General features: G+C 72.2%; 19 protein-coding genes. 14 read left to right on the top strand and 5 right to left on the bottom strand.

The annotated features are described in order from the left end of the window. The 13 genes from BLU81_RS12310 (at nt 1) to BLU81_RS12250 (ending at nt 20822) form a co-directional block, all read left to right on the top strand. Nucleotides 1-888, top strand: a complete 888-nt coding sequence (locus BLU81_RS12310; RefSeq protein WP_092544431.1) for a hypothetical protein — start codon at nt 1-3, stop codon at nt 886-888. Between the two features lie 50 nt (nt 889-938). Next, complete coding sequence (locus tag BLU81_RS12305; RefSeq protein WP_092544429.1) at nt 939-3857, top strand: hypothetical protein; 2919 nt, start codon at nt 939-941, stop codon at nt 3855-3857. Next, nucleotides 3850-4185 carry a hypothetical protein gene (locus BLU81_RS12300; RefSeq protein ID WP_092544427.1) on the top strand — a complete coding sequence of 112 codons (336 nt, stop codon included), beginning with the start codon at nt 3850-3852 and terminating at the stop codon, nt 4183-4185. Before BLU81_RS12305 ends, BLU81_RS12300 begins: the two co-directional genes overlap by 8 nt. Further along, complete coding sequence (eccCa, locus tag BLU81_RS12295) at nt 4182-8147, top strand: type VII secretion protein EccCa (RefSeq protein WP_092544425.1); 3966 nt, start codon at nt 4182-4184, stop codon at nt 8145-8147. The genes BLU81_RS12300 and eccCa overlap by 4 nt, the downstream gene beginning before the upstream one ends. 28 nt (nt 8148-8175) lie before the next feature. Beyond that, nucleotides 8176-9579, top strand: a complete 1404-nt coding sequence (eccD, locus tag BLU81_RS12290) for a type VII secretion integral membrane protein EccD (RefSeq protein WP_092544423.1) — start codon at nt 8176-8178, stop codon at nt 9577-9579. A 6-nt stretch (nt 9580-9585) separates the two neighbouring features. Next, nucleotides 9586-10923, top strand: coding sequence for a type VII secretion protein EccB (gene eccB / locus BLU81_RS12285; RefSeq protein ID WP_092544421.1), 1338 nt, complete (start codon nt 9586-9588; stop codon nt 10921-10923). A gap of 1 nt (nt 10924) precedes the next feature. Then, nucleotides 10925-13684: a hypothetical protein gene (locus BLU81_RS12280; protein WP_092544419.1), complete on the top strand. Its 2760-nt coding sequence runs from the start codon at nt 10925-10927 to the stop codon at nt 13682-13684. Then, complete coding sequence (locus BLU81_RS12275; protein ID WP_092544417.1) at nt 13684-16959, top strand: right-handed parallel beta-helix repeat-containing protein; 3276 nt, start codon at nt 13684-13686, stop codon at nt 16957-16959. The genes BLU81_RS12280 and BLU81_RS12275 overlap by 1 nt, the downstream gene beginning before the upstream one ends. A gap of 17 nt (nt 16960-16976) precedes the next feature. Beyond that, nucleotides 16977-17276 carry a YbaB/EbfC family nucleoid-associated protein gene (locus BLU81_RS12270; RefSeq protein WP_092544415.1) on the top strand — a complete coding sequence of 100 codons (300 nt, stop codon included), beginning with the start codon at nt 16977-16979 and terminating at the stop codon, nt 17274-17276. A gap of 216 nt (nt 17277-17492) precedes the next feature. Further along, on the top strand, nt 17493-17696 hold the full coding sequence (locus BLU81_RS50550; RefSeq protein ID WP_231954454.1) for a hypothetical protein: 204 nt from the start codon (nt 17493-17495) through the stop codon (nt 17694-17696). A 91-nt stretch (nt 17697-17787) separates the two neighbouring features. Beyond that, complete coding sequence (locus BLU81_RS12260; RefSeq protein ID WP_231954452.1) at nt 17788-18411, top strand: helix-turn-helix transcriptional regulator; 624 nt, start codon at nt 17788-17790, stop codon at nt 18409-18411. Nucleotides 18412-18415: 4 nt separating this feature from the next. Continuing rightward, complete coding sequence (locus BLU81_RS12255) at nt 18416-19828, top strand: hypothetical protein (RefSeq protein ID WP_092544411.1); 1413 nt, start codon at nt 18416-18418, stop codon at nt 19826-19828. After that, the gene (locus BLU81_RS12250) at nt 19764-20822 is read left to right on the top strand and encodes a hypothetical protein (protein ID WP_092544409.1); all 1059 of its coding nucleotides are present in this window, start codon (nt 19764-19766) and stop codon (nt 20820-20822) included. The genes BLU81_RS12255 and BLU81_RS12250 overlap by 65 nt, the downstream gene beginning before the upstream one ends. 31 nt (nt 20823-20853) lie before the next feature. Here the strand turns inward: BLU81_RS12250 and BLU81_RS12245 are convergent, their stop codons facing one another. From BLU81_RS12245 to BLU81_RS12225, 5 genes are all read right to left on the bottom strand, one after another. Further along, nucleotides 20854-21486 (bottom strand): glycosyltransferase, encoded by a 633-nt coding sequence (locus tag BLU81_RS12245; RefSeq protein WP_092544407.1) that lies wholly within the window; start codon nt 21484-21486, stop codon nt 20854-20856. Next, a complete protein-coding gene (locus BLU81_RS12240; RefSeq protein ID WP_092544405.1) occupies nt 21483-21896 on the bottom strand; it encodes a glycosyltransferase in 414 nt (137 codons plus the stop codon). Before BLU81_RS12240 ends, BLU81_RS12245 begins: the two co-directional genes overlap by 4 nt. Before the next feature lie 153 nt (nt 21897-22049). Further along, nucleotides 22050-22742 (bottom strand): sodium:solute symporter family transporter, encoded by a 693-nt coding sequence (locus BLU81_RS12235; RefSeq protein ID WP_157751503.1) that lies wholly within the window; start codon nt 22740-22742, stop codon nt 22050-22052. 6 nt (nt 22743-22748) lie between these two features. Then, nucleotides 22749-22892: a DUF3311 domain-containing protein gene (locus BLU81_RS12230; protein WP_373873350.1), complete on the bottom strand. Its 144-nt coding sequence runs from the start codon at nt 22890-22892 to the stop codon at nt 22749-22751. Between the two features lie 232 nt (nt 22893-23124). After that, nucleotides 23125-23445: a hypothetical protein gene (locus BLU81_RS12225; RefSeq protein ID WP_157751502.1), complete on the bottom strand. Its 321-nt coding sequence runs from the start codon at nt 23443-23445 to the stop codon at nt 23125-23127. A gap of 157 nt (nt 23446-23602) precedes the next feature. Here BLU81_RS12225 and BLU81_RS12220 point away from each other — a divergent pair, with 157 nt between their 5' ends. Then, a complete protein-coding gene (locus tag BLU81_RS12220; RefSeq protein ID WP_092544399.1) occupies nt 23603-24361 on the top strand; it encodes an IclR family transcriptional regulator in 759 nt (252 codons plus the stop codon). Nucleotides 24362-24380: the final 19 nt, after the last annotated feature.

Genomic DNA, 24380 nt, shown 5'->3' with positions numbered 1-24380 from the left:
ATGGCCGTCGACATCACCTGGCCGCCGACCATGGCGTCGATCGATTCGGTGGATCCGGGGTTCTGGAAGCGTTATGACGAGGAGCACGGCTGGCCGCCGGGCACCTTCCGCAACGTCGTCGACCAGATCGAGAACAATCCGCCGGCCGAGTCGATCGAGGGTGACGTCGACGGTTCCGGTCCCGGGGGCGGCAGCGGCGTGAAGCCGCAGAAGATCGTCCAGTACGACGACGACGAGATGGCGGCCTACAAGTACTACCAGTCGGCGTACAGCGAGGAGAAGTGGAAGGGCCTGGTCGCGTCGTACAACGAGGGTGGGACCACGCCGGGTGACACCAGCCCTCCGCCGGTCGGCCCCGGGACCGACGCCAACGGCAATCCGATAGCCGGGGGCTTCAACCCGGACAAGACGTACCTCGACAACGACAATCCGAGCTTCACCGCGCCGGACCCGGGCAAGTGGACCGGTGAGGGCGATCCGAAGAGCAACGTCTCGGTCAACGCCCAGGCACTGATCTGGATGGCCGACCAGCTGAAGGCCGTCACCGACGGTACCGCCACCCCGCTCGACCAGGCGGTCCAGATGCTCGAGGCGGCAGCGCCGCGGCCCGGTGCGTTCGCCCGCGCGGAGGCGCTGCGCCAGCAGCTGGAGGGCGCCGCGGGTGGCCAGGCCGGTCTGCAGGTCGAGACGAAGAACATGCTGATGGCCGTCCGGTCGACGGTGTTCCAGGTGGAGACGGGCCTGCGCCTGCTGGCCAAGAACTACGAGAGCACCGAGGAACTGAACGACCTGACCGCCGACAAGCTCGGCGAGGTGATGGACGGCGGCTGGAAGGCCGGCACCAACATCAGCGAGTACGGCAAGGAAACCACCACCGAGGGCGCCTGACCGAGTTTTGTACGCCCGTCATCGAGAGTCACTAGTGAAACGGTCGCCCTGTGCCTGACGAGAACGAAGAATGGAAGCAGAAGCAGTACGGCGCCGGCACCTACCCTCCGGAGAAGATCGATCCCGGTGACACCGAGGATTACAAGCGGTGGGCCAAGGAGGACCGGGGCTGGCGCAAGATCGAGGCGTCCGTCATGGGCGGGTCGGCGATGGGCGAAAGCACCGACGGCAGGCGGTTCGCCGCCGGACGGGTCAGCCCCGCATCCCTGATGGAGACGTACGCGGCGTTCAAGTACTCGAACGACGTCCTGGTCTGGGTGGAGAAACTGCTTCGGGACGGCTCGCAGGCGATCGCCGGTGAGGGCAAGGTGTGGAAGGGCCCCGCGGCCGACGTCTTCCTGGAGAACATGACGCTGGTGTCGGACCGCATCGGCGCACAGATCCAGCATCTCAACGGCCCGCCGGGCACCAACGACATGTACTCGGTGCCGGCGAACCTCTGGAAAGGCGCCCAGTACCTGCAGTGGGCCCAGGAGTCGATCGTCTACCTCGATCACGCGTACGGCGAGCTCGCGAAGTCACAGGGCACGCACTACAACCCGAGCACCGGCTCGGTGTCGATCAGCCTCTCGCCGCTGCAGTACAAGATGGCCGAGCAGATGGCCGAGGTCGTCGACGTGCTGGCCACCCAGTACCAGTTCACCGTGCAGGCGAGCCCCGAGGTCAGCGGCGACGGCATCAACGGCCCGCAGACCCCCGGCGGCACGGGCGGCGGCAGCGGCACGCCGGACCTGCCCAAGACTCCCAGCACCGGCGGTGGTGGCGGCGGTGGTGGCGGCGGTGGTGGCGGCACCAACATCCCGAGCCCGGGTGGTCTCGGTGGTGGTCTCACCGGCGGTGGCGGTGGTGGCGGTGGTGGCGGCGGCAACATCAAAACACCCAGCGTCGGTACGCCGGACCTCACCGCACCGCCCGGCTCCAGTGGCGGCGGCGGTAGTAGCGGTGGCGGCAGTGGTGGTGGTGGCCTGGGCAGTGGCCTCAGCACCCCGTCGAAGCCGGCGAACCCGAACATTCCACAGATCAACACCCCGAACATCCCGCCCCTGACGACTCCCGGCAGCGGTTCGCCGAGCACCGGTGGCGGCCTGCCCGGTGTGGGTACCGCCCTGCCCGGCCTCGGCGGCGGACTGCCCGGCCTCGGCGGCGTCGGCGGCGGGATCGGTAGCGGGATCGGCGGGGGCACCGGCAGCGGCCTGAACGGGGTCGGTACGGTGAAACCGCCGAAGGGTGTCGGCGCCGGCAGTGGCACCGGAGCCGGATCGTTCGTCCCGCCGAAGGTCACCGCACCCGGGCTGACCAGCCCCGGCAAGGTGACCACGCCCGGGCTCGGCGGTGCCGGTTCCGGCGCCGGCATGCCCGGCTCGCCGGCCGGGGGTGGCAGCCCCGGCGGCTCGAACTCGGGTCTGCCGGACGCGCCGGACGCGGGTGGCCTGCTCGACGGTGACCAGGAGGACTGGAGTCCCGCCGCCGGTGGCATCGGCCTGCCCGACGCACCGGAGGGCGTCGCGCCGGGTGGCGCGGGCCTCGGCAACAGCGGTGGTCTCCCGGGTGGCGCGGGCCTCGGCAACGGCATGCCGGGCTCGCCGGGGTCGGGCGGCGGACCCGCCGGTTCGGGCGGCTCCGGCATTCCCGACGCCCCGGACGCGGGCGGCCTGCTGGGCGGCGACGAGAAGGACTGGTCCGCCATCGGCGGCGGCTCCGGCGTGCCGGATGCCCCGTCCGGAGTGGCGGCCGGTGGCGCCGGACTGGGTGGCGGCGCTGGGCTGGGCGGTAGTGCCGGTCTCGGCGGTGGTGCCGGTATGGGCAGCGGCATGCCGGGCCCGGCTAGCCCGGGAACGGGCGGCCCCGGCGGAACCGGGATTCCGGACGCCCCCGAGGCCAAGGATCTCGTCGGAGCCGGTGACGAGGACTGGGCTCCGGCGGCCGGACCGGCCGCGGAGGTTCCCGGAAGCATCGGCGGCACGCTACCCGGCGGCGCCGGCCTGACATCCGGCAATTCCGTGCCACCGGCCCCGGCGGACATCGCCCCGGCTGCCGCGGACATCGCCCCGGCGGCGGCGGACATCTCGCCGGCCGGCGTCGACATCGCCGCGACCTCCGTGGCGATGACCGCCGCCGCGGGTGTGCTGGCCGCTGCGGGCGGACCTCCGCCAGGGTCCCCGCCGCAGGGCCAGCAACCCGCGGCCCCGGCCCGAACGACGCCATCCGCATCTGTCGCACCAGCGGCCCTGGCGGCCTCGACACCGCCCGCGCCTGCGGCGCCGAACCCGCCCGCGCCTGCCGCGCCGACGGGTTCGGCGGTATCGAGTCCGCTCTCGTCTGATGTGCCGACGGACTCGGCGGAGTTGAGTCCGCCCGTGCCTGACGCGCTGACGGGTTCGGCGGAATCGGCTCCGCTCGCGCCCGAGGCGCCGACAGCCCCGGCGGCGTCGGCTGGAGAGTCGGGCCCGGCGGATGCAGGCCCGCACCATCCGGGCCGACCGGATGCGGAAGTGCCGGATCCCGGTGCGGCTGTTCCGGTGGCTGCGGCGGCCGGGGTGGCCGGAGTGACCGCGGTGACCGTGCCGGTGGAGCAGGTGCCGGTCGCGCCGCCGGCGCACGATGTCGCGCCCGGTGGTGCGGCGCCCCGCCCGGGCCGGGACGGTGCCGCCCATCTGGTGGTGCCGGGCGACCGGATCGGCGGCGTGGTCACCGACGGCGAGACCGAAGGCGAGGCCGGGCGCCCCTCGTCGGCCGAACTGCTGGCGGACGACGGCAGCTGGGGCCGGCCGGCGGACGTTCCCGAGCAGCCGGACGAGGAGTTCGTGCCGGTGGTGGCGGTTCCGGACGAGGACGACATGGCGAGCTGGGACGACGTCGACGGCGCGGACTGGCTCACCGACAGTGACGAGGACAAGACGGATGACTGACGAGGCCCGGCGTAAGGTGTGGCGCCGTTCGACGGGCGCGGTGCCTGCGCAGCAGTTCGCGGAGGACGTCCTGTGTGGTGACGGTGAGCCGACGTCGCGCGAGTACTTCCTGCAGATGCGGGAGAAGCGGCTGGCGTACATGGCGGAGAACAAGCGGATCGAGGAGGAGAAGGCCGCCGAGGACGCCAAGCTCAAGGCCCGTAAGGACGACGAGGACCCGGACAAGGCGGCCGAGCGGTACCGCAACGACCGCTACGCGGTGAAGCTGCTGCGCCAGCAGGAGAACGTGTGGGGCTCCGGCGGCCCGGATCTGGGAGCGCTGGGATGAGCACCGTCACCGTCAAACGTCCGCCCCGCGTGGCCGGCCCGGACGCCCCGTCGGGCGACATCGAGCTGCAGGAGCCGCCGGTGATGGCGGAGGAGGCGCCGCTGGACTTCCGGTCGTTCGCCATGGTGGTGCCGACCGGTCTGGGCGTCGGCGCGATGATGGCCATGTTCGGTGTCTACAACCGGGCCCCGATCATGTACGTGATGGGTGGCGTGATGGCCGCCGGCATGGTCCTGATGGGTGTGGTGCAGGTCGGTAAGGCCGCGTCGGACCGCAAACGCAAGATGCGTGGCGAGCGCCGTGACTTCCTGCGCTACATCAACCAGCTGCGCCGGCAGGCCCGGTCGGCGGCCGCCCAGCAGCGGGAGGCGGCGCTCTGGAACAACCCGGAGCCGAGCTGGCTGTGGTCGCTGGCGATGAGTGGCCGGCTGTGGGAGCGGCGGCCCGGTCACGAGGATTTCGGCCGGGTCCGGATCGGGCTGGGCCGGCAGACCGCGGCGTTGACGTTCACGCCACCGAGCACCAAACCGATCGAGGACCTGGAACCCCTGGCGTCCATTTCGCTGCGACGGTTCCAGGAGACGTACCGGACGGTGGGTGGTATCCCGATCGCGGTGGGTCTGCGCAGTTTCACGAGCATCGAGTTCGAGGGTGACGCGGATCCGGCGATCGACCTGGCCCGCGCGATGGTGGCGCAGCTGGTCACCTTCCACGCGCCGGACGAACTGCGGATCGCGGTGCTGGCGCCGGAGGTGAACCGGGAGCCATGGGACTGGATCAAGTGGCTGCCGCACAACGCGCATCCGACCGCGATGGACGCGGCCGGACCGGTCCGGTTGTTCGCCGGCACCCACGACACCCTGATGGAGCTGCTCGGCCCGGAGATCACCGAACGCGGCGACCATGACCGGGACGCCCGGCCGACGTCGGCCGAGCCGCTGGTGGTGATCCTCGCGCACCTGGCCGACCTGCCGGAGAACTCCCGGCTGCTGGACGTGGGCATGCGCAACGTGGTGCTGCTGGACCTGACCGGTGCGATGCCGGGCGGGCCGAAGGTGCTGCGGCTGAGCATCGACGGTGACCAGGTCACCTACCCGGCCGGTACGGAGGTCGGCTCGGCGACCCGGGACGGTCTCGGGCTGGCCGAGTGTGACGCGCTGGCCCGGATCGTGGCGCCGAAACGCACCAGCGGCAGCCTGGACATCGTCGACGAGCCGATGGAGTCCAGTTTCGAACTGACCGCGTTGCTGGGTATCCGGGACGCGCAGACGTTCGACGTACCGCAGCTGTGGCGTGGGCGAAACGCCCAGCGGAACCGCCTGACCGTGCCGATCGGCGTGACCGAGGACGGCGAGGTCATCGAGCTGGACCTGAAGGAGTCGGCACAGGGCGGGATGGGCCCGCACGGCCTGCTGATCGGCGCGACCGGCTCGGGCAAGAGCGAGCTGCTGCGAACCCTGGTCTGCGGGCTGGCCGCCACGCACAGTTCGGAGATCCTGAACCTGGTGCTCGTCGACTTCAAGGGTGGCGCCACGTTCCTCGGCATGGACCGGCTGCCGCACACCTCCGCGGTGATCACCAACCTGGCCGACGAGCTGCCGCTGGTGGACCGGATGCAGGACGCGCTCAACGGCGAGATGACCCGTCGCCAGGAGCTGTTGCGGGCCAGCGGGTACGCGTCGCTGTTCGACTACGAGAAGGCGCGCGCGGCCGGCACCCAGCTGGTGCCGTTCCCGGTGCTGCTGATCATCGTCGACGAGTTCTCCGAGCTGCTGTCGAGCAAGGCCGAGTTCATGGACCTGTTCGTGTCCATCGGGCGGCTGGGCCGCAGTCTCGGCGTGCACCTGCTGCTGGCCTCGCAGCGCCTGGACGAGGGCCGGATCAGCCGGGTGGAGGGCCACCTGTCGTACCGGATCGCCCTGCGCACCTTCTCGTCGATGGAATCACGCTCGGTGATCGGGGTGGCCAGCGCCTACGAACTGCCGCCGGAGCCCGGCAACGGTTTCCTCAAGCTGGACACCACGAACCTGGTGCGGTTCAAGGCGGCCTACGTCTCCGGCCCGTACACCGGCCGGATCGACGGCGGCGACGCCGGGCCGAGCGGGACCGACGCCGCCCTGGATGTGGTGCCGTTCTCCACCCGGCAGGCGTCGGTGCGGTTCGACCCGGCCGCCGAGCGGGCCGCCCAGGTCGCCGCCGAGGCCGCCGAACGGCGTGCGGAGGCGGAGAAGGCGATCGGCCCCAGCCTGGTCGACGTGCTGCTGAGCCGGCTCGCCGGTGCCGGTCCGCCGGCCCGTCAGGTGTGGCTGCCGCCGCTGTCGTCGGCACCCAGCCTGGACGCGCTGCTGCCGACGGTGGTGCCGGATCCGGTGCGTGGCATGACCGTCACCGACCCGGCGGCACAGGGCCGGCTGCGGGTGCCGGTCGGGATCGTCGACCGGCCGCAGGACCAGCTGCGCGAGCTGCTGGTGGCCGACCTGAACGGTGCGGACGGGCACGTCGGCATCGCCGGGGCGCCGCAGAGCGGCAAGTCCACCCTGCTGCGCAGCCTGATCCTGTCCCTGGCGCTCACCAACACCCCGCGTGAGGTGCAGTTCTACGGCCTCGACTTCGGTGGTGGCGGTCTGTCGTCGATCGCCGGGCTGCCGCACGTGGGCTCGGTCGCCACCCGGATGGAACGCGACCGGGTGGTGCGGACCATCCAGGAGCTCGGGCAGATCATGGAGCGCCGGGAGGCCGAGTTCGCCGCCCGTGGCCTCGACTCGATGCAGGGGTATCTCGCGGCCCGTGACCGGGGTGAGATCGACGACCCGTTCGGGCACGTCTTCCTGGTCGTCGACGGCTGGTACACGATGAAGCAGGACTTCCTCGACCTGGAGACCCGTTTCCAGGAGCTGGCGTCGCGCGGTCTGTCGTTCGGCGTACACGTGATGGTCACCGCGACCCGCTGGTCGGAGATGCGGACCTGGATGCGGGACCTGCTCGGCACCAAGCTGGAGCTGCGCCTCGGCGACGCGATGGAGTCCGAGCACGGTTCCCGCAAGGGCGCCACCGTGCCCAACCAGCCGGGCCGCGGCCTGACCGGCAAGGCGCTGCACTTCCTCGGCGCCCTGCCCCGGATGGACGCCGGCACCGGCACCGACGACCTGACCGAGGCGACCAAGTCGGTGGTCGAGGAGATCTCCACGTTCTGGAGCGGGCCACCCGCCCCGGCCGTGCGGATGCTCCCGGCCCGTCTGCCGGTGGCGCAACTGCCCGCACCGGAGGACGTGTTCCGGGTCTGCACCGGTCTGGACGAGCAGCGTCTCGCCCCGGTCTGGCACGACTTCCTGGCCACCCCGCACATGCTGGTCCTCGGTGACAACGAGACCGGCAAGTCCAACGTGCTGCGCCTGGTGCTCAAGGCGATCCAGGACAAGTACCAGCCGGACCAGGCCAAGATCGTGCTCGGTGACTCGCGGCGCGACCTCGACCTGGCGGTCCGCCCGGACTACCTGGTCGGTTTCGGGTTCACCGGCGACAAGTTGTACGAGCTGGCCGGTCAGGCCGCCGTCTCGATGAACAAGCGGGTGCCCGGTCCGGAGATCTCCTCCGAGCGGATGCGCCGCCGCGACTGGTGGGAGGGGCCCGAGCTGTTCGTGGTCGTCGACGACTACGACCTGATGTCCCGCGGCGGCGGCATGGGCTCCACCCTGGACCCGCTGCTGCCACTGCTCGCCCAGGGCGCCTCGATCGGCCTGCACGTGATCATCGCGCGCAGCACCTCCGGCGCCATGCGGGCGATGATGGACCCGGTCATCCGCCGCCTCTGGGAACTGGGCACGCCCGCGACGCTGCTCTCCTACCCCAAGGAGGAGGGCAAGTTCCTCGGTGAGGCCGTCCCGCGCCGCCTGCCACCCGGCCGTGCCCAACTCGTCACCCGCCGCGGCGTGACGCTGATGCAGACCGGAATCGTCGAATGATCCACGTACGACCCGAAGGGGGACCGCGGTGAGCACCGCGACGCAAGGCCAGCTGTGCCGGATCACGGTTGTCGGCCCGGATCGCCGGGCCGACCTCGCGGTGCCGCACACCGTCACGGTCGCCGCCCTGCTGCCGGTGCTGTTGCGGCACATCGCCGCCACCGACAGCACGCCGCCCGGCGGCGACGAGGGAGCCTGGGTGCTGCAACGCCTCGGCGAGGAGCCGTTCGATCTGGCCGGCACACCGGAGAGCCTGGATTGGCTGGAAGGTGAGGAACTGCACCTGCGCCCGGCCCAGGACCCGCTGCCCGAGCTGGACTTCGACGACGTGGCCGAGGGCATCGCGACGGTGGTGAACCGGCGCGGCGACCGCTGGCAGCCGGAATACCGTCGGCCGCTGTTCGTGATCCTGGCCGCCGTGCTGATGGTCCTGGTGGCGATGGTGCTGACCGGCCGTGGCGCGCTCACCGGCCAGGTGGCCGCCGCCGCCGTGATCGCGGTCGCGCTCGGCGCTGCCGCGCTGATCAGCGCGCGCAAAGTGCCGGACGGGGTGTTCTCGCTGCTCTTCGGGCTCGGCTCGGCCGGATACACCGGTCTCGCCGCGGCCCGGGTGGTGACCGTTCCGGACGGCCCGGCCGTCACCTGGTCGACCGCGCTCGCCTTCGCGGTCGGCGTCTTCGTGCTCACCGACCTGCTGCTGCTCGCCCAGCGGACGGTCACCCCGTACCTGCCGGTGGCGCCGACCATGGTGGCGGCCCTGACGGCCGGCGTCACCGTTCTGCTGCTGCTCGCCCAGTCCGCGTCCGGGATGACGCCGCCGCAGTCCGCCGCGCTCGGAATCGCCCTGTTCGTGGTGGTGGTGGTCGTCGCTCCCCGGGTGGCGGTGAAACTGGCCCGTCTGCGCGGGCCGCAACTTCCCAAAACCGGTGCGGACATGACGTACGACATCGAACCGGCCGCCTTCGACACGGTGCGCGACCGGACTCACGAGGCCGACACGTACCTGACCGTCGTCATGGTCACCGGGGCTCTGGTGCTGCCGGTGCTGTTCCACTACACGCTCGGCGACCCGGGCTGGGCCGGCTGGCTCTACGTGCTGCTGGTCGCGGCGGCGCTGCTGCTGCGGGCGCGGGCGTTCTTCGGGCTGTGGCAGCGGGTGGCGCTGACCGTCGCGGGCACCGCCGGGATCGTCCTGGTCGTCCGGCGGCTCACCGAACTGCTGCCGGCGGCCGGCTGGTGGGTGCTGCTGACCACGCTGCTCGTACTGCTGGTGCCGCTGGTGATGGCGGCGATGCGGCCCGGGGCCCGGCGGATGCTGCCGTTCTGGGAGTACACCGCGACCTTCTTCGACGTGGCCACCGGTGTGGTGGCGCTGCCGGTGCTGGTGCAGATCCTGGGCCTGTACGCCTGGGCGCGCGGACTGTTCGGGTAGACGCCGGTGCAGACTCAGCGCGACCACGTACACGCACAGACCTTCATGGTCGGGCGGATCAGCTCGGCCCTGGTCGAGGGTGACCCGACCGCGGCGCAGATCCCCGGCCAGCGACTGCAGACCGGACTGGCCGTCGGCACCCTGCTGGCGGTGCTGCTGGTGGCCGGGTTCGCCGTCTACGGCTGGATCGTGCCCGGTGGCAGCACCGTGTACAAGCAAACCGGCGCGATCCTGGTGGAGAAGGAGACCGGCAATCGGTACGTCTACCTGGACGGCGCCCTGCACCCGACCCCCGATCTGGCGTCGGCGCTGCTGATCCAGAACGGCGGCCAGATCAAGCTGATCTCCAGGGACTCGCTCAAGGGTGTGCCGCGGTCCTATGCGGTGGGTGTGCCGGGCGCCCCGGCGCGGGTGCCGGAGCCGGAGGCGCTGGTCGCCGGGCCGTGGCTGGCCTGCCTGCCGGACTCGGCGGTGCCCGGCGCCAAGTCGTCCGGGGTCGGCCTCAACCTGGAACCGGCCGTCCCGGCTGAACATCTGCCCGCCGGTTCCTTCACCGTCGTACGGGGCCGGGGCCGCGTCCACTACCTGGTAACCCAGTACCTCAAGTACAAGATCGCCGACGAGGCGGCGCTGGTGGCCCTGGGCGCCGCAGCGAGTGGCCCACCGGCGGCGCCCGCGGTGTGGCTGGGCACGCTGGGCGACGGCCCGGATCTGGGCCCGGCCGTGATCCCCGGCGCCGGAAAGAACGGCCCCGAGGTCGGCGGCGAGCGCCATCAGGTCGGCACCCTGTTCCGTCAGGGCGGTCAGCTGTTCGTCCTGCGTACCGACGGTCTCGCCCCGATGAGCCGCACCGAGTTCCTGATCGCCGACGCCGCCGACGAGGCCGCCCCGGTCGAACTTGATCCGTCGGCCCTGGTCGGCGCCGAACGCTCGGCCGACAACTCGCTGCTGGACCGGCTGCCGGACCTCGCCGCGCTCAAACCGGTCACGCCGGGTGGCCGGGCCCTCTGCGTACGGCAGAAACCGGTCTCCGCCGACGCGTTCACCAGTGAGGTCGTGTTCGTCGAACGTGGCCTGGCCGCGGTGGACTCCAACGGCCGGCCGTTCGTCCTCTCCCGGATCGGGTCCGGCATGGTGGTCAAACCCGCGCCGTCGGCCACCGAGGCACCGCTCTATCTCGTCTCCGACCAGGGCATCGCCTACCGCCTGGCGGACAGCGAGGCGACCGGGGCGCTGAAACTCGACGCCGCCGCACCCGTCCCGTTCCCGGCCGGGCTGCTCGCGGGAATGGAACAGGGGCCGGTGCTCAGCCGTGAGGCCGTCGTCGGATTGCCGAAGGGCTGACATGGCATCAGTGATCAGAAACCTGCTACGCGGCGGAGGCGGCGACGGCGGCGACCACAGTGGCCGCGGCGTCGTGCCGCACACCATCGGCAACGCGCTGGTACTGCACGACGAGGACGGCGTCAGCCCGGAAGCCCAGTCGCTGGCGCTGACCGTCGTCGAGGACACCGAGAACGACGTCGTTGTCCTCGACCTCGACGACGAGATGCCGGTCGCCGCCTGGGAGGCGATGGCCGGGATGCTGACCCGCCGCAAACGCGGCATCCGGCTGATGACCTGCGGCGGCAACCACAACGCGGCGGCGATGGCCGGACAATGGCTGTCCCAGCGCCTCAACCGGGCGGTAATCGCGCCGACCGGGGAACTGGTCCGCGGGGCGGCCGGTGGACTCTTCGCCGGAACCGCGCCGGGCAGCGGCTGGGTGCGGTTCCGGCCCGGACGCCCGCCGGTGTGGGAGGCGAAACGATACCCGGCGCCGGTCTGGGACCGGGCCGCCACCGACACCAGGGCGTCCAGCTCCACCGCTGAGATCGAACCGCTCCCCGGCGGAGTGTGGATCCGTGACATGCGCGACCAGCACGTGGTCGCCGCACACCGGCGGAGGCTCGTCGCCGACCTGCCGTGCCAGCCCGATTTGATGACGGTGCTGCTCGGCTGCCCGGGCACCGCGCCGCTGTCCTTCGACGACGTGGTCCGGTTCTGGCGCGACCTCGACGACGACACCCGGACCCGGGCCCGGTTCGTCCGGTACGGCGACGTCCGCCTGCCGGAGGGCGAGGCGTTCGGGCAGGCCCTCGCCGACCTGCTCGCCACCGAGGTGGTCTGCTACACCGGAGTGCCGGTGGGCGCGCCCCGCAAGTACGAGATCCGGACGATCCGCGCCGACGGCCTGCTCGGCTGGCCGCCGTTCGCCCTGGAACTGGGGTATGTTCCCAGGCTCCACCCGCAGTCGAAACCCCGCCGGCCCGCCGTGCTCAGCCACCGCGCGCCACTGGCCTGGCCGGACGAGGTGGCGCCCCGGGTCTACTGGTACGCGCCGGACGCCGTCGTCGAGGTCGTCCAGTCCGGGCTGTGGGTGCGTCCGGCCGCCGAACCTGCCAACGGCGAACGGGTCCGGGCCACCACACTCGACCCCGAGGGCAACACGCTCATCTTCGACGACACCGTGGCCGCGTCGACCGGCCGGATGCGGGAACTCGCCGAGGACCTGGCCGCCCAGGTCGACGCCGTGATGGGCGACCAGACCGCGCTGTTCCCGGCGTCGGTCGTGGTGCCGGGGCAGGCGCCGGCCGGGCGGGCCGAGGCGATCCTCGCGCCGTCCGACATGCGGGCGCTACCGGTCCGCGCGGAAGCCGTGATGCCGCCCCCGGCGATCGAGCCGCCGTCCGCCGACTCCCGGGTCGCGGCCGCCGTTCAAGCTGCGACCAGCGAGTACGCCACCATCGTCCTGCGTCCGGCCGAAGTCCCGCGAGCATTGGGCCAGGCCCGGGCCCCAAAGGTCGCGCCGCCACCGGCGGTCACGCCGCCCGCGACCATCCTGGTCCCGGTCCGGCCGCCCGCGCGATTCGAGCCGGAGGCCGAGGAACCGACGCGCGTGATGTCGCGGTCGGCCTTCGCGTCACCGCCGGTAGAGCCGCCGCCCGCGGTAGAGCCGTCACCCGCGGTAGAGCCGTCACCCATCGCCGATTCGCCGCCTGCTGTCGAGCCGCCACCACCGGTGGAGCCCGCACCGCCGGTGGAACCACCACCACCACCACCCGTGGAACCACCGCCAGCCATCGCCCCTGCCTCCGGCATCGAGCCGGTGTCGGTGATCGAACCGGTCGAGGCCCCGGTGACCGAGCGCCGCCAGGTCCCCGCCGGGGAGGGCCCTGCCGAACCGGCCGAGCCCATCGCACCCCCGGCCGCCCCCGAGCCGCCCCCGGCCACCATCGCCGGGATACGTCTCCAGGGCACCCCGTCGGCCTCGGCCGCGGCCTTGCTGCCCCGCAACGGCCTGACCGAGGAACGCTCCTGGCTGCGCCGCACGTTGAGCCGCGAGTTCGACATCATGTCCAGCTCGGTCGCCCGGATCATGTCCGAGCACCCGGGCCTGCAGTCCTCGGCGACGGTCCCGAAGGAGGACATCCTGGCCGACTCGGTGGCGGTCCGCCTCTACTTGTCGCGACGCGGCGCCGGGGTGGACGCCGGTCTGCGCACCGGCAAGGGCGGCCCGCACGTGCCGTTCGCCCGCTGCACGGTGGCCGGGTTGTCGCGGTTGCCGTCGTTCCGGGGCACCACGGTCGTCCGCACGTCGCTGAGCGAACAGGAGTGGGCCCATTTCCGGTCGCACAAGCTGGTGACGGACTGGGCTTTCGTGAACGTCCTGACCGGCCCGTGCAGCACCCAGGACGGCGACACCGACGTGCTGGTCTGGTCGATGACCGCGCGCCGCACGGCGCTGCTGGAGCCAGATGACGAGGACCGGGTCGAGGACCGGGTGGTGTTCCTGCCGGGGACCCATTTCAAGGTGCTGGAGCTGCACGAGCCCGCGGACGGCGAGCGGGGCGCGATCCTGCTGCGGGAGCTGGGCGCGGAGGAGATCGGCGCGGACGGCCGGGTCGCCACCGACCGGGCCGCGCTGGACGAACTGGCCGTGAACGCGCTGCGCCGCAGTGTCGAGCGGTGGGCGACGGCGGAGACGAGACAGCGGATCGGTGCGGGTTCGGCCGGCCGGTTCGGCACACTGCCCGGCCTGGACGGCCGAGAAGGAAGCGTTTGATGAGCCGGCATCTGGTGGTGGGCGGGAACGAGCCCGGGGCGTTCTCGACGATCGGGGCGGCGGTGGCCCGGGCCGAGGCGGGGGCGACGATCACCGTGCACGCCGGCCGGTACGTGGAGAAGCTGGTGGTGGGCAATCGCCTGACGATCAGCGCGGCCGGTGACGGCCCGGTCGAGGTGCGGGTGGAGCAGGGCAGTGTGCTGGCGGTGCATGGCGAGGGCGCCCAGTTGCGTGGCATCGACCTGGCCGGTAGTGATCCGAAGCTGGCCGCGGTGGACGTGTACGCGGGGGAGGCGGCGTTCGACGACTGCCGGATCGCCGGTGCGTCGTGGGTGACCATGCTGGCCCGGCTGGACGGTTCGGTAGCGTTGCGCGGGTGCACGGTGACCAGCACGTCCGGTGCCGGGATCGTCGTCACCTCACCGGGGCCGAGCACGGTGGAGGACACCGCGATCAAGGATGTGCCGACCTCCGGTGTGGTGGTGACCGACCAGGGTGTCCTGACGTTGCGCCGCTGCGTGATCAGCCGGGCCGGGGCGAACAGCCTGTGTGTCAACGGTTCCGGGCGGCTCACCGTCGAGCAGGCCGAGATCAGCGGTTCCGGCAAGCCGGCGGTGGTGATCGAGCAGAACGGCCACGCCCGGATCAACCGGCTGACCGTCACCGACAGTGTCAACGTGGACGTGTTCCTGCGCGGTGAGATCGACGCGGCGTTCACCGACTGCCGTTTCACCGGTGCCGCCCTGCAGGCCGTGCACATCGTCGAGGCGGCGGCCCCGCGTTTCGAGCGGTGTGTGTTCGGCCCGGCCGGGCACACCGCCGTGCACGTGGCGGGTAAGGCGCGGCCGGTGTTCACCGACTGCACGATCGCCGACGCGCCGGTGGGGGTGAACGCCGAGGGGGAGAGCGCACCGCGTTTCGAGGGCGCCACTTTCCGTGGTACGAGGGACCAGCTCGCCACCCTGACCGGTGACAGTTCCACGGTGCTGCAACGGTTGCGGGCCACCGTCACGTCCGGGGCCGGCCTGTTGGTCACCGGAGGAGCCACCTTCGACGGCACCGACCTCGCTATCGAGAGCGGCGCGGCGGTCGCGGCCGACCTGCGGGACAGCGCTCGGGGAATCGTCCGGGACGCCCAGTTCACCGGCACCGCCGAAGCATCGGTGCTGGTGGGGGAGGGCACCCTGCTGACGCTGACGTCGGCCCGGTTCCGGGGCACCGGCGTCCGGGTCCGGGGCGATCTGCGGCTCACCGACGGCGATCTGGCGACCGCCCCGGGCGACGCCCTGGCGCTGGACGGCGCGGCCGTGGTGACCGCCTCCCGGACCCGGATCCGGCGGGCCGGCCGCAACGGCGTGAGCATGGCCGCGGGCAGCCGGGGCACCTTCACCGACTGCGAGATCCTGGAGAGCGGCGCCGCGGGATTCGACGTTGGCACCACCGAGCCGGTCCGGATCGAGCGCTGCATCGTGCACGGCAGCGGCGGCGAGGATCTGCGCCGCGCCGACGGCGCCCGGGTGACCGCCGAGTCGTTGAGCACCGGCCGCCCGGCGGGCCCCGGGCCCGCGCAGGCTCCGGCGCCGGACGGCCCCGAGGACGAACCGGCCGCGCTGCCCGAACTCGGCGGCGAGCTGGCCGGGCCGCTGCGGGAGCTGAACGCACTGATCGGCCTGCAGGGGGTGAAGCAGGAGGTCACCGCGCTGATCAACCTGATCAAAGTGGCGCAGGCCCGGCTGGCGAAGGGCCTGCCGATGCCGCCGATGAGCCGGCACCTGGTCTTCGCCGGCCCGCCCGGAACCGGTAAGACCACGGTGGCCCGGTTGTACGGCTCGGTCCTGGCCGAGCTGGGCATCCTCACCAAGGGGCACATGATCGAGGCGGCGCGGGCCGACCTGGTCGGGCAGTACATCGGCTCGACCGCGATCAAGACGACCGAGTTGATCACCAAGGCGCTGGGCGGCGTTCTCTTCATCGACGAGGCGTACACCCTGTCGGCCGGTTCCGGCGGCTCCGGCCCGGACTTCGGCCAGGAGGCGATCGACGCGCTGATGAAGATGATGGAGGACCACCGCGACGAACTGGTGGTGATCGTGGCGGGCTACTCCGAGCTGATGGAGAAGTTCCTGGAGTCCAACCCTGGTATGGCCTCCCGGTTCACCCGCACCGTGGAATTCCCGAACTACTCGGTGGCCGAGCTGGTCACCATCACCACCAACCTGTGTGTCAAGCACTACTACGAGCTGACCGACGACGCGGTGGACGCGCTCACCACCTACTACACGCGGGTCCCGCGCAACGCGACATTCGGTAACGGCCGGGTGGCGCGCAAGCTGTTCGAAGCGATGATCAACAATCAGGCGTCGCGGCTGGCGGTGCAGCCGCCGGAGCGGGACAACGAGCTGAACCGGCTGACCGCCGAGGACGTCGCGCCGGAACTGGCGCTGCTGGACGACCTGCCGGCCGGGGCGCCGGACACCCCGGACTCGGCGCAGAACCCGCGGGCGGCGATCACCGCGAGCCGCAGCTGGCAGCGGATCGGCGCACTGGCCGGGGCGGCCGGGGTGCGGGACGCGATCGGTGCGGCCCTGTTGCAGGCGTGTGAGTTGCGCAACCGTCGCCGGGCGTACGGAAAGCAGGCGAACGTCCTGTTCAGCGGCCCGAGTGGAACCGGCCGCAGTGAGTTCGCCAGGCTTTATGCCGCCGGGTTGTCCGAGCTGGGCCTGGTCCCGGTCGGTCAGCTGGTCCGGGTCGCCACCCGTGATCAGCTGGCCCCGCAGTGGCACGGGCACGCCCGCAGTCTGGCCGGGACCGCGCTGGCCGACGCCGACGGCGGCGTGCTGGTGGTCGACTACTCCGAGGGCGGCGGCGACGGCCCGGAGGTGGTCGAGAGTCTGGTGGAGCTGATGCGCCCGGCTCTGGGCAACCCGGTCGTCGTGCTGCTGGGCGAGCCGGCCGCGATCGGCGCGCTGGGTGCCGCGGTGCCCGGGCTGGCCGAGGTCTTCGGGCAGCGCTGGACGATGCCCAGTTACTCCGGCGAGGAACTGGCCGAGGTGATCGTCCGGCATCTGGTGCGGCGGGGGCACGAGGTGCCGGAGGACGTGCGCGAGGCCATCGCCGACCTCGCGGTGACCCTGCCGGACCGTACGGTCCGGGCCGCGCATTTGTTGTCCGGCTCGATCACCCGTACCGCCGCCTCCCGCACCCTGACCGTCGCCGACCTGGGCGGGATCGCCGGCCGTGCCGCGACGACCGGCGGCCTCGCCGCCGTCGGCTGACACCTGGAAGGAACATCATGCAACCCGATTTCACCGCCCTCGCCGAGCAGGCGCGGCAGATGCAGCAGCGGATGGTCAGCGCACAGAAGGAGCTGGAGCAGTCGGTGGTGACCGGCAACTCGGCAGACGGCCTGGTGACCGTGGTAGCCAGCGGTCTCGGCCGGACGCTCGCGGTCCGGGTCGAGGCGGCGGTCTTCGACGGGCGTGACGCCCCGGCCCTGGAGACCGCGATCCTGCAAGCCATCCGGGCCGCCGCGAACAACGCCGAACGTCTCGCCGCGACCCGGATGGGACCGATCGAGATCAGTCTGAGCTGACCGATGCCGGACCGGGCAGATCGCGAGGTAACCACGGGCACTCCGGCCGTGACTTTCTGTACCGGCGGCGGTGATCCGGGTGGACGCGATGACGTGCCCGCCGAGACGCCGTTCGCCGGCCGGCTGTTCCTGAGCCTCGCCCGGTAGGGCCGGCTGGTTCTCGACGCGGACACCGCCGACGAGACGGTCGCGCGGCTGGAGCGGTCGCTGGCCACGGTGCTGGCCCGGCTGGCGGCCGTCCAGCACTGGAACAGCTGCGCCGGGTGCCGGGCGCAGCCCCGTCCCGGCGATCTTGTGAACGGCGTCTTCATCGAGCAGATCGCCCCCGGCCGGCTCGAACAGGCGGCCATTGAGCTGCCCCGATACATTGCCGCGCTGCGGCTCGCCCGGCGCCCCGCCACCGCCCGCGGGCCCGGCTGAGCCACCCGTCCATAAGCGTTCCAGTGGCCGTCAACAACCGCCCGCCACACTGGGCCCCGGTCGTGTCCGAAGCCGGAAGGTGGCAGCGAAAGTGTCTCGGGTGGTCGTACGTTCGTCGGACGCGCTGAGCAGGGAGGGGCTCACCAGCCTGTTGAAGGCGAGCCCCGGTCTCACCGTCCTGCCCGAGGCGGAGGCGGCGCGCGCCGAGGCGCTTGTCGTCTGCTGCGACCGGCTCAGCTCCGAGGTGATCGTGATGCTGCGCCTGTCGGCCGCCGAGACCGGTGTGCCGGTGGTGCTCGTGGTCGGTGAGATGTCCGAAATGGATCTGCTGGTCGCGGTCGAGTGCCGGGTGGTCGCGGTGCTGCCGCGGGCCGCGGTCACCGGGGAGCGGCTGGTGCACGCCGTGCTCGCCGCGGCCGCGGCCGCCGGTGGCGGGGTGCTGCCCCCGAACCTGGTGGGCGATCTGCTCAAACACCTGGAACGGCTGCAGCGTGAGGTCCTCGCGCCGCAGGGCCTGGACGCCTCCGGCCTCACCCCGCGCGAGGTGGACGTGCTGCGGCTGATGGCCGACGGCCTGGACACCTACGAGATAGCCGACAAACTGTGCTACGCCGAGCGCACGGTCAAGAATGTCATCTACAGCATGACCAGCCGCCTGCGTCTGCGGAACCGTTCGCACGCGGTGGCGTACGCCATGCGTCTCGGCATGATCTGAGCCGATGGGCGACCCGGTGGCGCTCAGTGCGCTGACGATAGGCCACGCCCTCGTGCTGCACGCGCACGACCGGCCCAGCCGGCAGGCCTGCGACATCGCGCTGGCCGCCCCGGCCGGAGCCGAGGACGACCTGGTGGTCCTGGACGTGAGTGGACCGTTGCCGGTCGGCTTCTGGGACGAGGCGGCCCGGGCCCTGCCGCCGGGTGGGCGGGGCCTGCGGATCGTGCCGTGCGGTGCCGGGCACGAGATGGCGGCTCTGCTGGGGCAGTGGCTGAGCGACCGGCTGGACCGGGATGTCACGGTGCCCTACGGCCCGGTGGTCCGCACTCCGGCCGGGATGCTGCTGGCGGAGGACGGCCCGGAGGGCGGCTGGGTGCGGCACCGGCCGGGCCGGGTTCCGGAGCGGGAGGGCCGGCGCTATCCGCGGCCGGTGTGGGACGAGGCCGGCGGCGCGCATCGCGGCACCAGCGCGCACGGTGTCGCCGAACCGCTGCCCACCGGAGTGTGGATCCGCGACACCCGGGACGAGGACGCCGCCGCCACCCACCGGCGGCTGTTGTTCGCCGACGTGCCGTGCCTGCCCGCGACGATGACCGTGGTCCTGGGCTGCCCGGGCACCACGCCGCTGTCGCTCGACGACGTGGCCCGGTTCTGGCTGGGTGTCCCGGAGCAGTGGCGGGACGCGGCCCGGTTCGTCGGGTACGGCCCGGTGCGCCTGCCCGCCGGGACGACCCTCGGGCAGGCGCTCGCCGACCTCCTGGGCACGCCGGTCACCTGTTTCACCGGCCTGCCGACCGGGCGTCCCGGCGCCGCCGACATGCGGGCGGTCACCCCGGACGGTGGTCTCGGCCGCCGGATCTACGCCCGGGAGCTGTGCTTTCAGCCGCGGACGGGCCTCGGGCCGGCACCGGCGCCGCGGATCCAGGACCTGTGGGTGCCGGACTTCCTCGGCGAGCCGGCCGAACCACGGGTCTACCACTACACCCACGACGTCGCGGTCGAGGTGGTCCAGTCCGGACTCTGGGTGCGGCCACTGCGGACACCCCCGCACTCCGGGGCGGTCCGCGGCCGGGTGCCCGGCGACCGCGGTCCGGACGTTCTCGTCGACGACTCCGAGCTGGCACTGCTTCCCCGGCTGCGTGATGTCGCCGGTGACCTGGTGGATCGGCTCGCCGGCACCGGTGACGAGCCCGCGCCGGTACGCGTACTCACCATCGTCGCGCCGCCCGGCACCAGCCGCGCGGCGACAGTCCGACCAGCCCCGGCCCCGGCGGTGGCACCCGCCCCGGCGGCCGCCGCACCGATCGATGTCGAGGTCGACATCGCACCCCACCACCAGGAGGAACAACGGGATGTCCGAGCCAGCCGAGGAGCCGACGGAACAGCGGGAAGTCCTGTTCTGGGCCGAGCCCACTGAGCCGGGGGCGACCGAACCGCCGACCGAGCCGCCGCCGCCCCCGCCGTCGCGGCCGGTGATCCGGCGGGTGTGGGGGAACCGGGCGGTGCGTCTCGCGTCCGGAGGTGTCGCTGCCGTGATCGTCGCCGGTGCGGTGGCCGGGCTGGCCGCGGCCGCGCCCGCCGATGAGCCGCCGGCGCCGAAGCCCGCCGCCGAGGCCGTTGACGCGCTGGTGCCCCCGGCCCCAGCGCCGGACGGTGGCCGGGCCGATTGGATCTCCCCGAACCCGGCCGCGCCGGCGATCTCGGCCGGCACCACCGGCCCGACTCCCGGCAAACCGGCCGTCCCGGCGGTCACCACCACCACGGGGACGGCCTCGCCCACCACCGGCGCCACCACGAAACCCGGCACCACGGCGACCACCAAGCCGGCCACGGCGGTGGTGGCGAAGAAGGTCACCTACAGCGCGATCGCCGGTCTCGGCTGCACCGGCGCGGGGACCAGCTACACCCGGCACGGCTGGTTCAAGGACGGCAAGGGCGGCTGGTGGACGCTGGCGTCCGGCAGCACCACCACTGGCGGCTGCAACGGCCAGTTCGACGACATGCCCACCTCGGCCGACGCGAACGCGGCGACCCCGGGCCGGGCGATGGTCTTCGGCTTCCAGACCGGCGCCGGCGCCCAGAGCTGCGCCCTCGACCTGTACGTCCCGGTCAGCCCCACCGTGCCGACGACGGCCGACCCGGGCCAGGGCCGCCGCGACGTCATCGTGAACCCGGTGCACATCGCGGTGCTGACCGGAACCGGCCTGAACAGCACCGCCTACAGCAGCCCGTCCGGCGCCCGCACCGTCTCCCAGGCGTCGAACCACGGCAGCTGGGTATCGCTGGGCAGCTACCCGGTCAGCAACGGGACGATCGGCGTCAAGATCACCGACCGGGGCATCCCGTGGGGTTACCCGGTGACCGATCCGCACATCGCCGGGGGAGCGGTCCGCGCGAAGTGCATGGCCTGACCTGACAGGGGCCTCCGGTAGCGGAGGCCCCTCACAGTCGTTCGTGCCGTTCGACGACGGCGATCGCCCGTTCGGCGGCGTGCTCGGTTCTCATCCGGGCGGCGATCGCCCGGGCCCGGCCGGCCGCCTCGCCGCTCAGCAGCGGCTTGATGGCGGCGATGAGCGGGGCGGCGCCGATCTCGGCGAAGCTCATGGTGCTGCCGGCCCCGAGCCGGGTGATCACCTGCCCCCACAGCGCCCGGTCGCCGTAGTCGGCGCAGATGATCGTGGGCAGTCCCGCGCCGATCGACGCGGCGGTGGATCCGGCACCCCCGTGGTGCACCGCGGCGCTGCATCGGGGGAAGATCCGTTCGTGGTCGACCGAGCCGCGCAGCAGGATCCGGTCGCCGAGATCGGCGGGTTCCAGGTGGCTCCAGCCCGCGTTCAGCAGCACCCGGACGCCCAGCCAGGTGGCGGTGTCGCGGATCGCGCCGATCAGGCGGTGCCCGTCCAGGAACGGCTGGCTACCGAAACCCACGTAGACCGGCGGGTCGCCGTCGTCCAGCCACCTGTCGAGTTCCTGGTCGCCGTGGTCGGCGCTGATCAGCGAGCGCTGTTCGGGAGGCATTCGCAGCGCTCCGATCAGCGGCCGCCGGAGGCTCCAGTCGGCCAGCTCCGGAATCAAGTGGCGGCTGTATGCCTGCAACTCCACCGAACCGGACCGGGCCAGGCGGGTGGCGGCGACCCCTCCTCCTCGACCAGCCGGGTCGCGACGATGACGTCGGCGCCCTTGACCGCCGCGGTCAGGTCGGCGTGCACGGCCGGTGCGATCTCGTGTTTCTTGGTGACCAGCAGCCGTACGTAGGCCCGGCTGTTCCCGGCCGTCAGGAACTGCTGGCCCTCCGGCGACTCCAGGAACTCCCGGGCGTTGACACTCACCGGCCGGGCGTCCACGCCGGCCTCGGCAGCGAAGGCGAGCAGGTCCACCGGCACCGCCACGGTGACCTCGTGCCCCCGCTTCTGCAGCCGCCAGGCCAGGGCCAGGGCGGGTTCCACGTCGCCGCGGGTTCCGATCGCGAGAATCACCACGCGCATGCGCGTCTCCTTGTGGTGTCAGACGTCCGGTGATGTGAGAGGTCCGGCGGCTCTGGTCCGGGACACACTGAGTCGCCGGAGCCGCCCGTACCTGAACAGGGGTCGGGACGGGCGGCCGGGACATCCGGAGGTGTCACCGCCTGATGAAGTCAATCAGTGAGCTGTTGACAGCCACTGATCTATGACTTCCGGGACTGGAATCGCGGTCAGGTGGTCGCCGCGGCGGCCGGCCGATCGGCGGTGTAGTCGTCCGGTGCGGTGCTGTCGCCGCTGTCCCGGACCCGTGCCGATGCCGACCGCGGGCAGCGTCTGCAGGATGATGACGCCGCCGATGAGCTGCAGGTCGATGGCGAACTGCGGGCTGATCGCGACGATGAACAGCAGAGCGCCGAACTTGACCACCAGCGACACGATCTTGGAGACGGTCGCGGTCGCCACGATTCCGGTGATCGCGACGATCAGCGCGAGTGTCGGCGACTGGTAGCGCTTGCGGACGAAGTCGGCCGGGGTGACCAGACCGTGCCGGTAGGAGACCGGCCAGAGCCGTACCAGCACCAGCATGACGAGCGGATACATCACCACCGTGTACGGCACGGCGTAGAAGCCGGTGGCACCGGCGGCGAACAGCAGGGCCGGGACGGCGACGAAGGTGTACGCGGTGTAGATGTCGCCGCCGTGCAGGAACCAGGTGATCCAGCCGCCGAAGCCGCGGCCGCCCAGACCCCACTCGTCCAGGCTGTTCAGCGTGCCGGTGCGCCGCCACCTGGAGGCGGCGAAGCCGAGCGCGCTGACACCGAGGAAGAGCACGGCGAACATGATGATCTGGGTGAGGTGGTCACGCCACATGTGTGGTCACCGCCCCCGCCGGGTGAGCCGGTAGACCAGCGCGGTGATGGCGACGACCAGGCCGACGGAGGCCAGCTGCAGCCAGCAGAAGAGCGGGAAACCGCCTAGTTCGGGTCCCGCGGTGTTGTAGAGGACCGTCGTCAGGGGCACGACGATCGTTATCAGTAGCCAGTGCCATCGGCTGCGATCGTCAGGAGGTGTTGTCATGCCCTTCCAGAGCTGGCTCCTCCGGCGAAGTTCGGCGGTGGCTGGGCGACGAGGGTTACACCGGGCCTCGGTGAGGCCCGGTGTGGTCAGCGGCGGGTGAACGTCCAGTGGCCGAGGTTGAAGTTCTGGTAGGCGGCTGGGTCGATGCGCAGCACGAACGAGTGGCTGCCGCGGGTCAGCCGGCGTTCGCCGGCGAGCTGAGGTGCTCGCCGGTGAGGCCAGGCAGGAGAGCGGCGGCGGCCAGGGTGGCCCTGTCGGCCGGGGTGAGCATCCCCACTGGATGCAGTCGGTACCAGTCGTCGCGGACCCCGTCGTCGGGATACCGGGCTGCGGGCCAGGTGGCGGGATCACCGTCGCGGGTGGTGAGCAGCAGCAAGCCGTGGCGGTGCGGGACGGGCTGGAGCCAGCCGCGCCCGGCAGCGACCGGTTCGTCGGGTGGGGTGAGCAGCCGGGTGTCGTCGGCGTTGTCGATGACCAGCAGCCAGCGCTGCGTCAACCGGTCCAGCATTCCCCAGACCAGGTCGGGCCGCTGCCGGTGTCGGACCAGGCGTGCTCGATATCTGCGGCGGACGCGCCCAGCTCGGCGGCGAGCTGCCGCCCGGCCTGCCTGATCCGGGCGGTGCCGCAGCCCCGCTCAGTGTCACGATGTCGCTGTGCAACCTGATGACCGGCACCGCGGTGAGTCCGTCCTTGCCCGTGCTGCCCGGATCTTGGAGGCCTTCACGCCGGACGAGCCGGAGTTGTCGGTCTCCGAGGTCGGCCGCCGTGCCAGGCTGCATGTAGCCACGGCCTCCCGGCTGATCGCCGCACTCGTCGACGAAGGGTTTCTCGCAAGGACGGCGACGGGGAAGGTACGCATCGGCGTGCGGCTGTGGGAGCTGGCTCAGCGGGCCTCGCCGACGCTGGGGCTGCGTGAGGCAGCCATGCCGTATCTGGAGGATCTGCACGCGGTCATCGGGCACCACGTGCAGCTCGGTGTGCTCGATGCCGGCGAGGTGCTGTTCGTCGAACGGTTGTCGGCCCGCGACGCGGTGATCAACGTGACCCGGATCGCCGGGCGGCTGCCGGTGCACGCCTCCTCCGCCGGGCTGGTGCTTCTCGCGTGGGCCCCGCGCGAGCTCCAGGAGCAGGTGCTGGCCGGCCCGCTGCCCGGTTACACCGCGGCGACGATCACCACGCCAGCACGGCTTCGCAGCGTGCTGGACGGCATCCGCCGGCAGGGATACATCGTCTCGGACGGGCAGATCCACGCCGATGCCGCCGGTGTCGCGGTTCCCGTGCGGGAAGACGCCGCTCCGATGAGTCCCGTGATCGCCGGGTTGTCGGCCATTGTTCCCAACGACGGCCGTGCGCCGTCGCTGGTGCCGGCGCTGCAAGCCGCAGCCCGGGGTATCGCGAGACGACTTCAGTGAACTCGTCTCTCGCTGAGTG

Origin of the sequence: Actinoplanes derwentensis, assembly GCF_900104725.1 — a bacterium.
In the GTDB taxonomy this organism is placed as follows: Bacteria; Actinomycetota; Actinomycetes; order Mycobacteriales; family Micromonosporaceae; genus Actinoplanes; species Actinoplanes derwentensis.
Note: the sequence above shows the minus strand (reverse complement) of the source record. Positions and strands in the feature narration are given on the sequence as shown.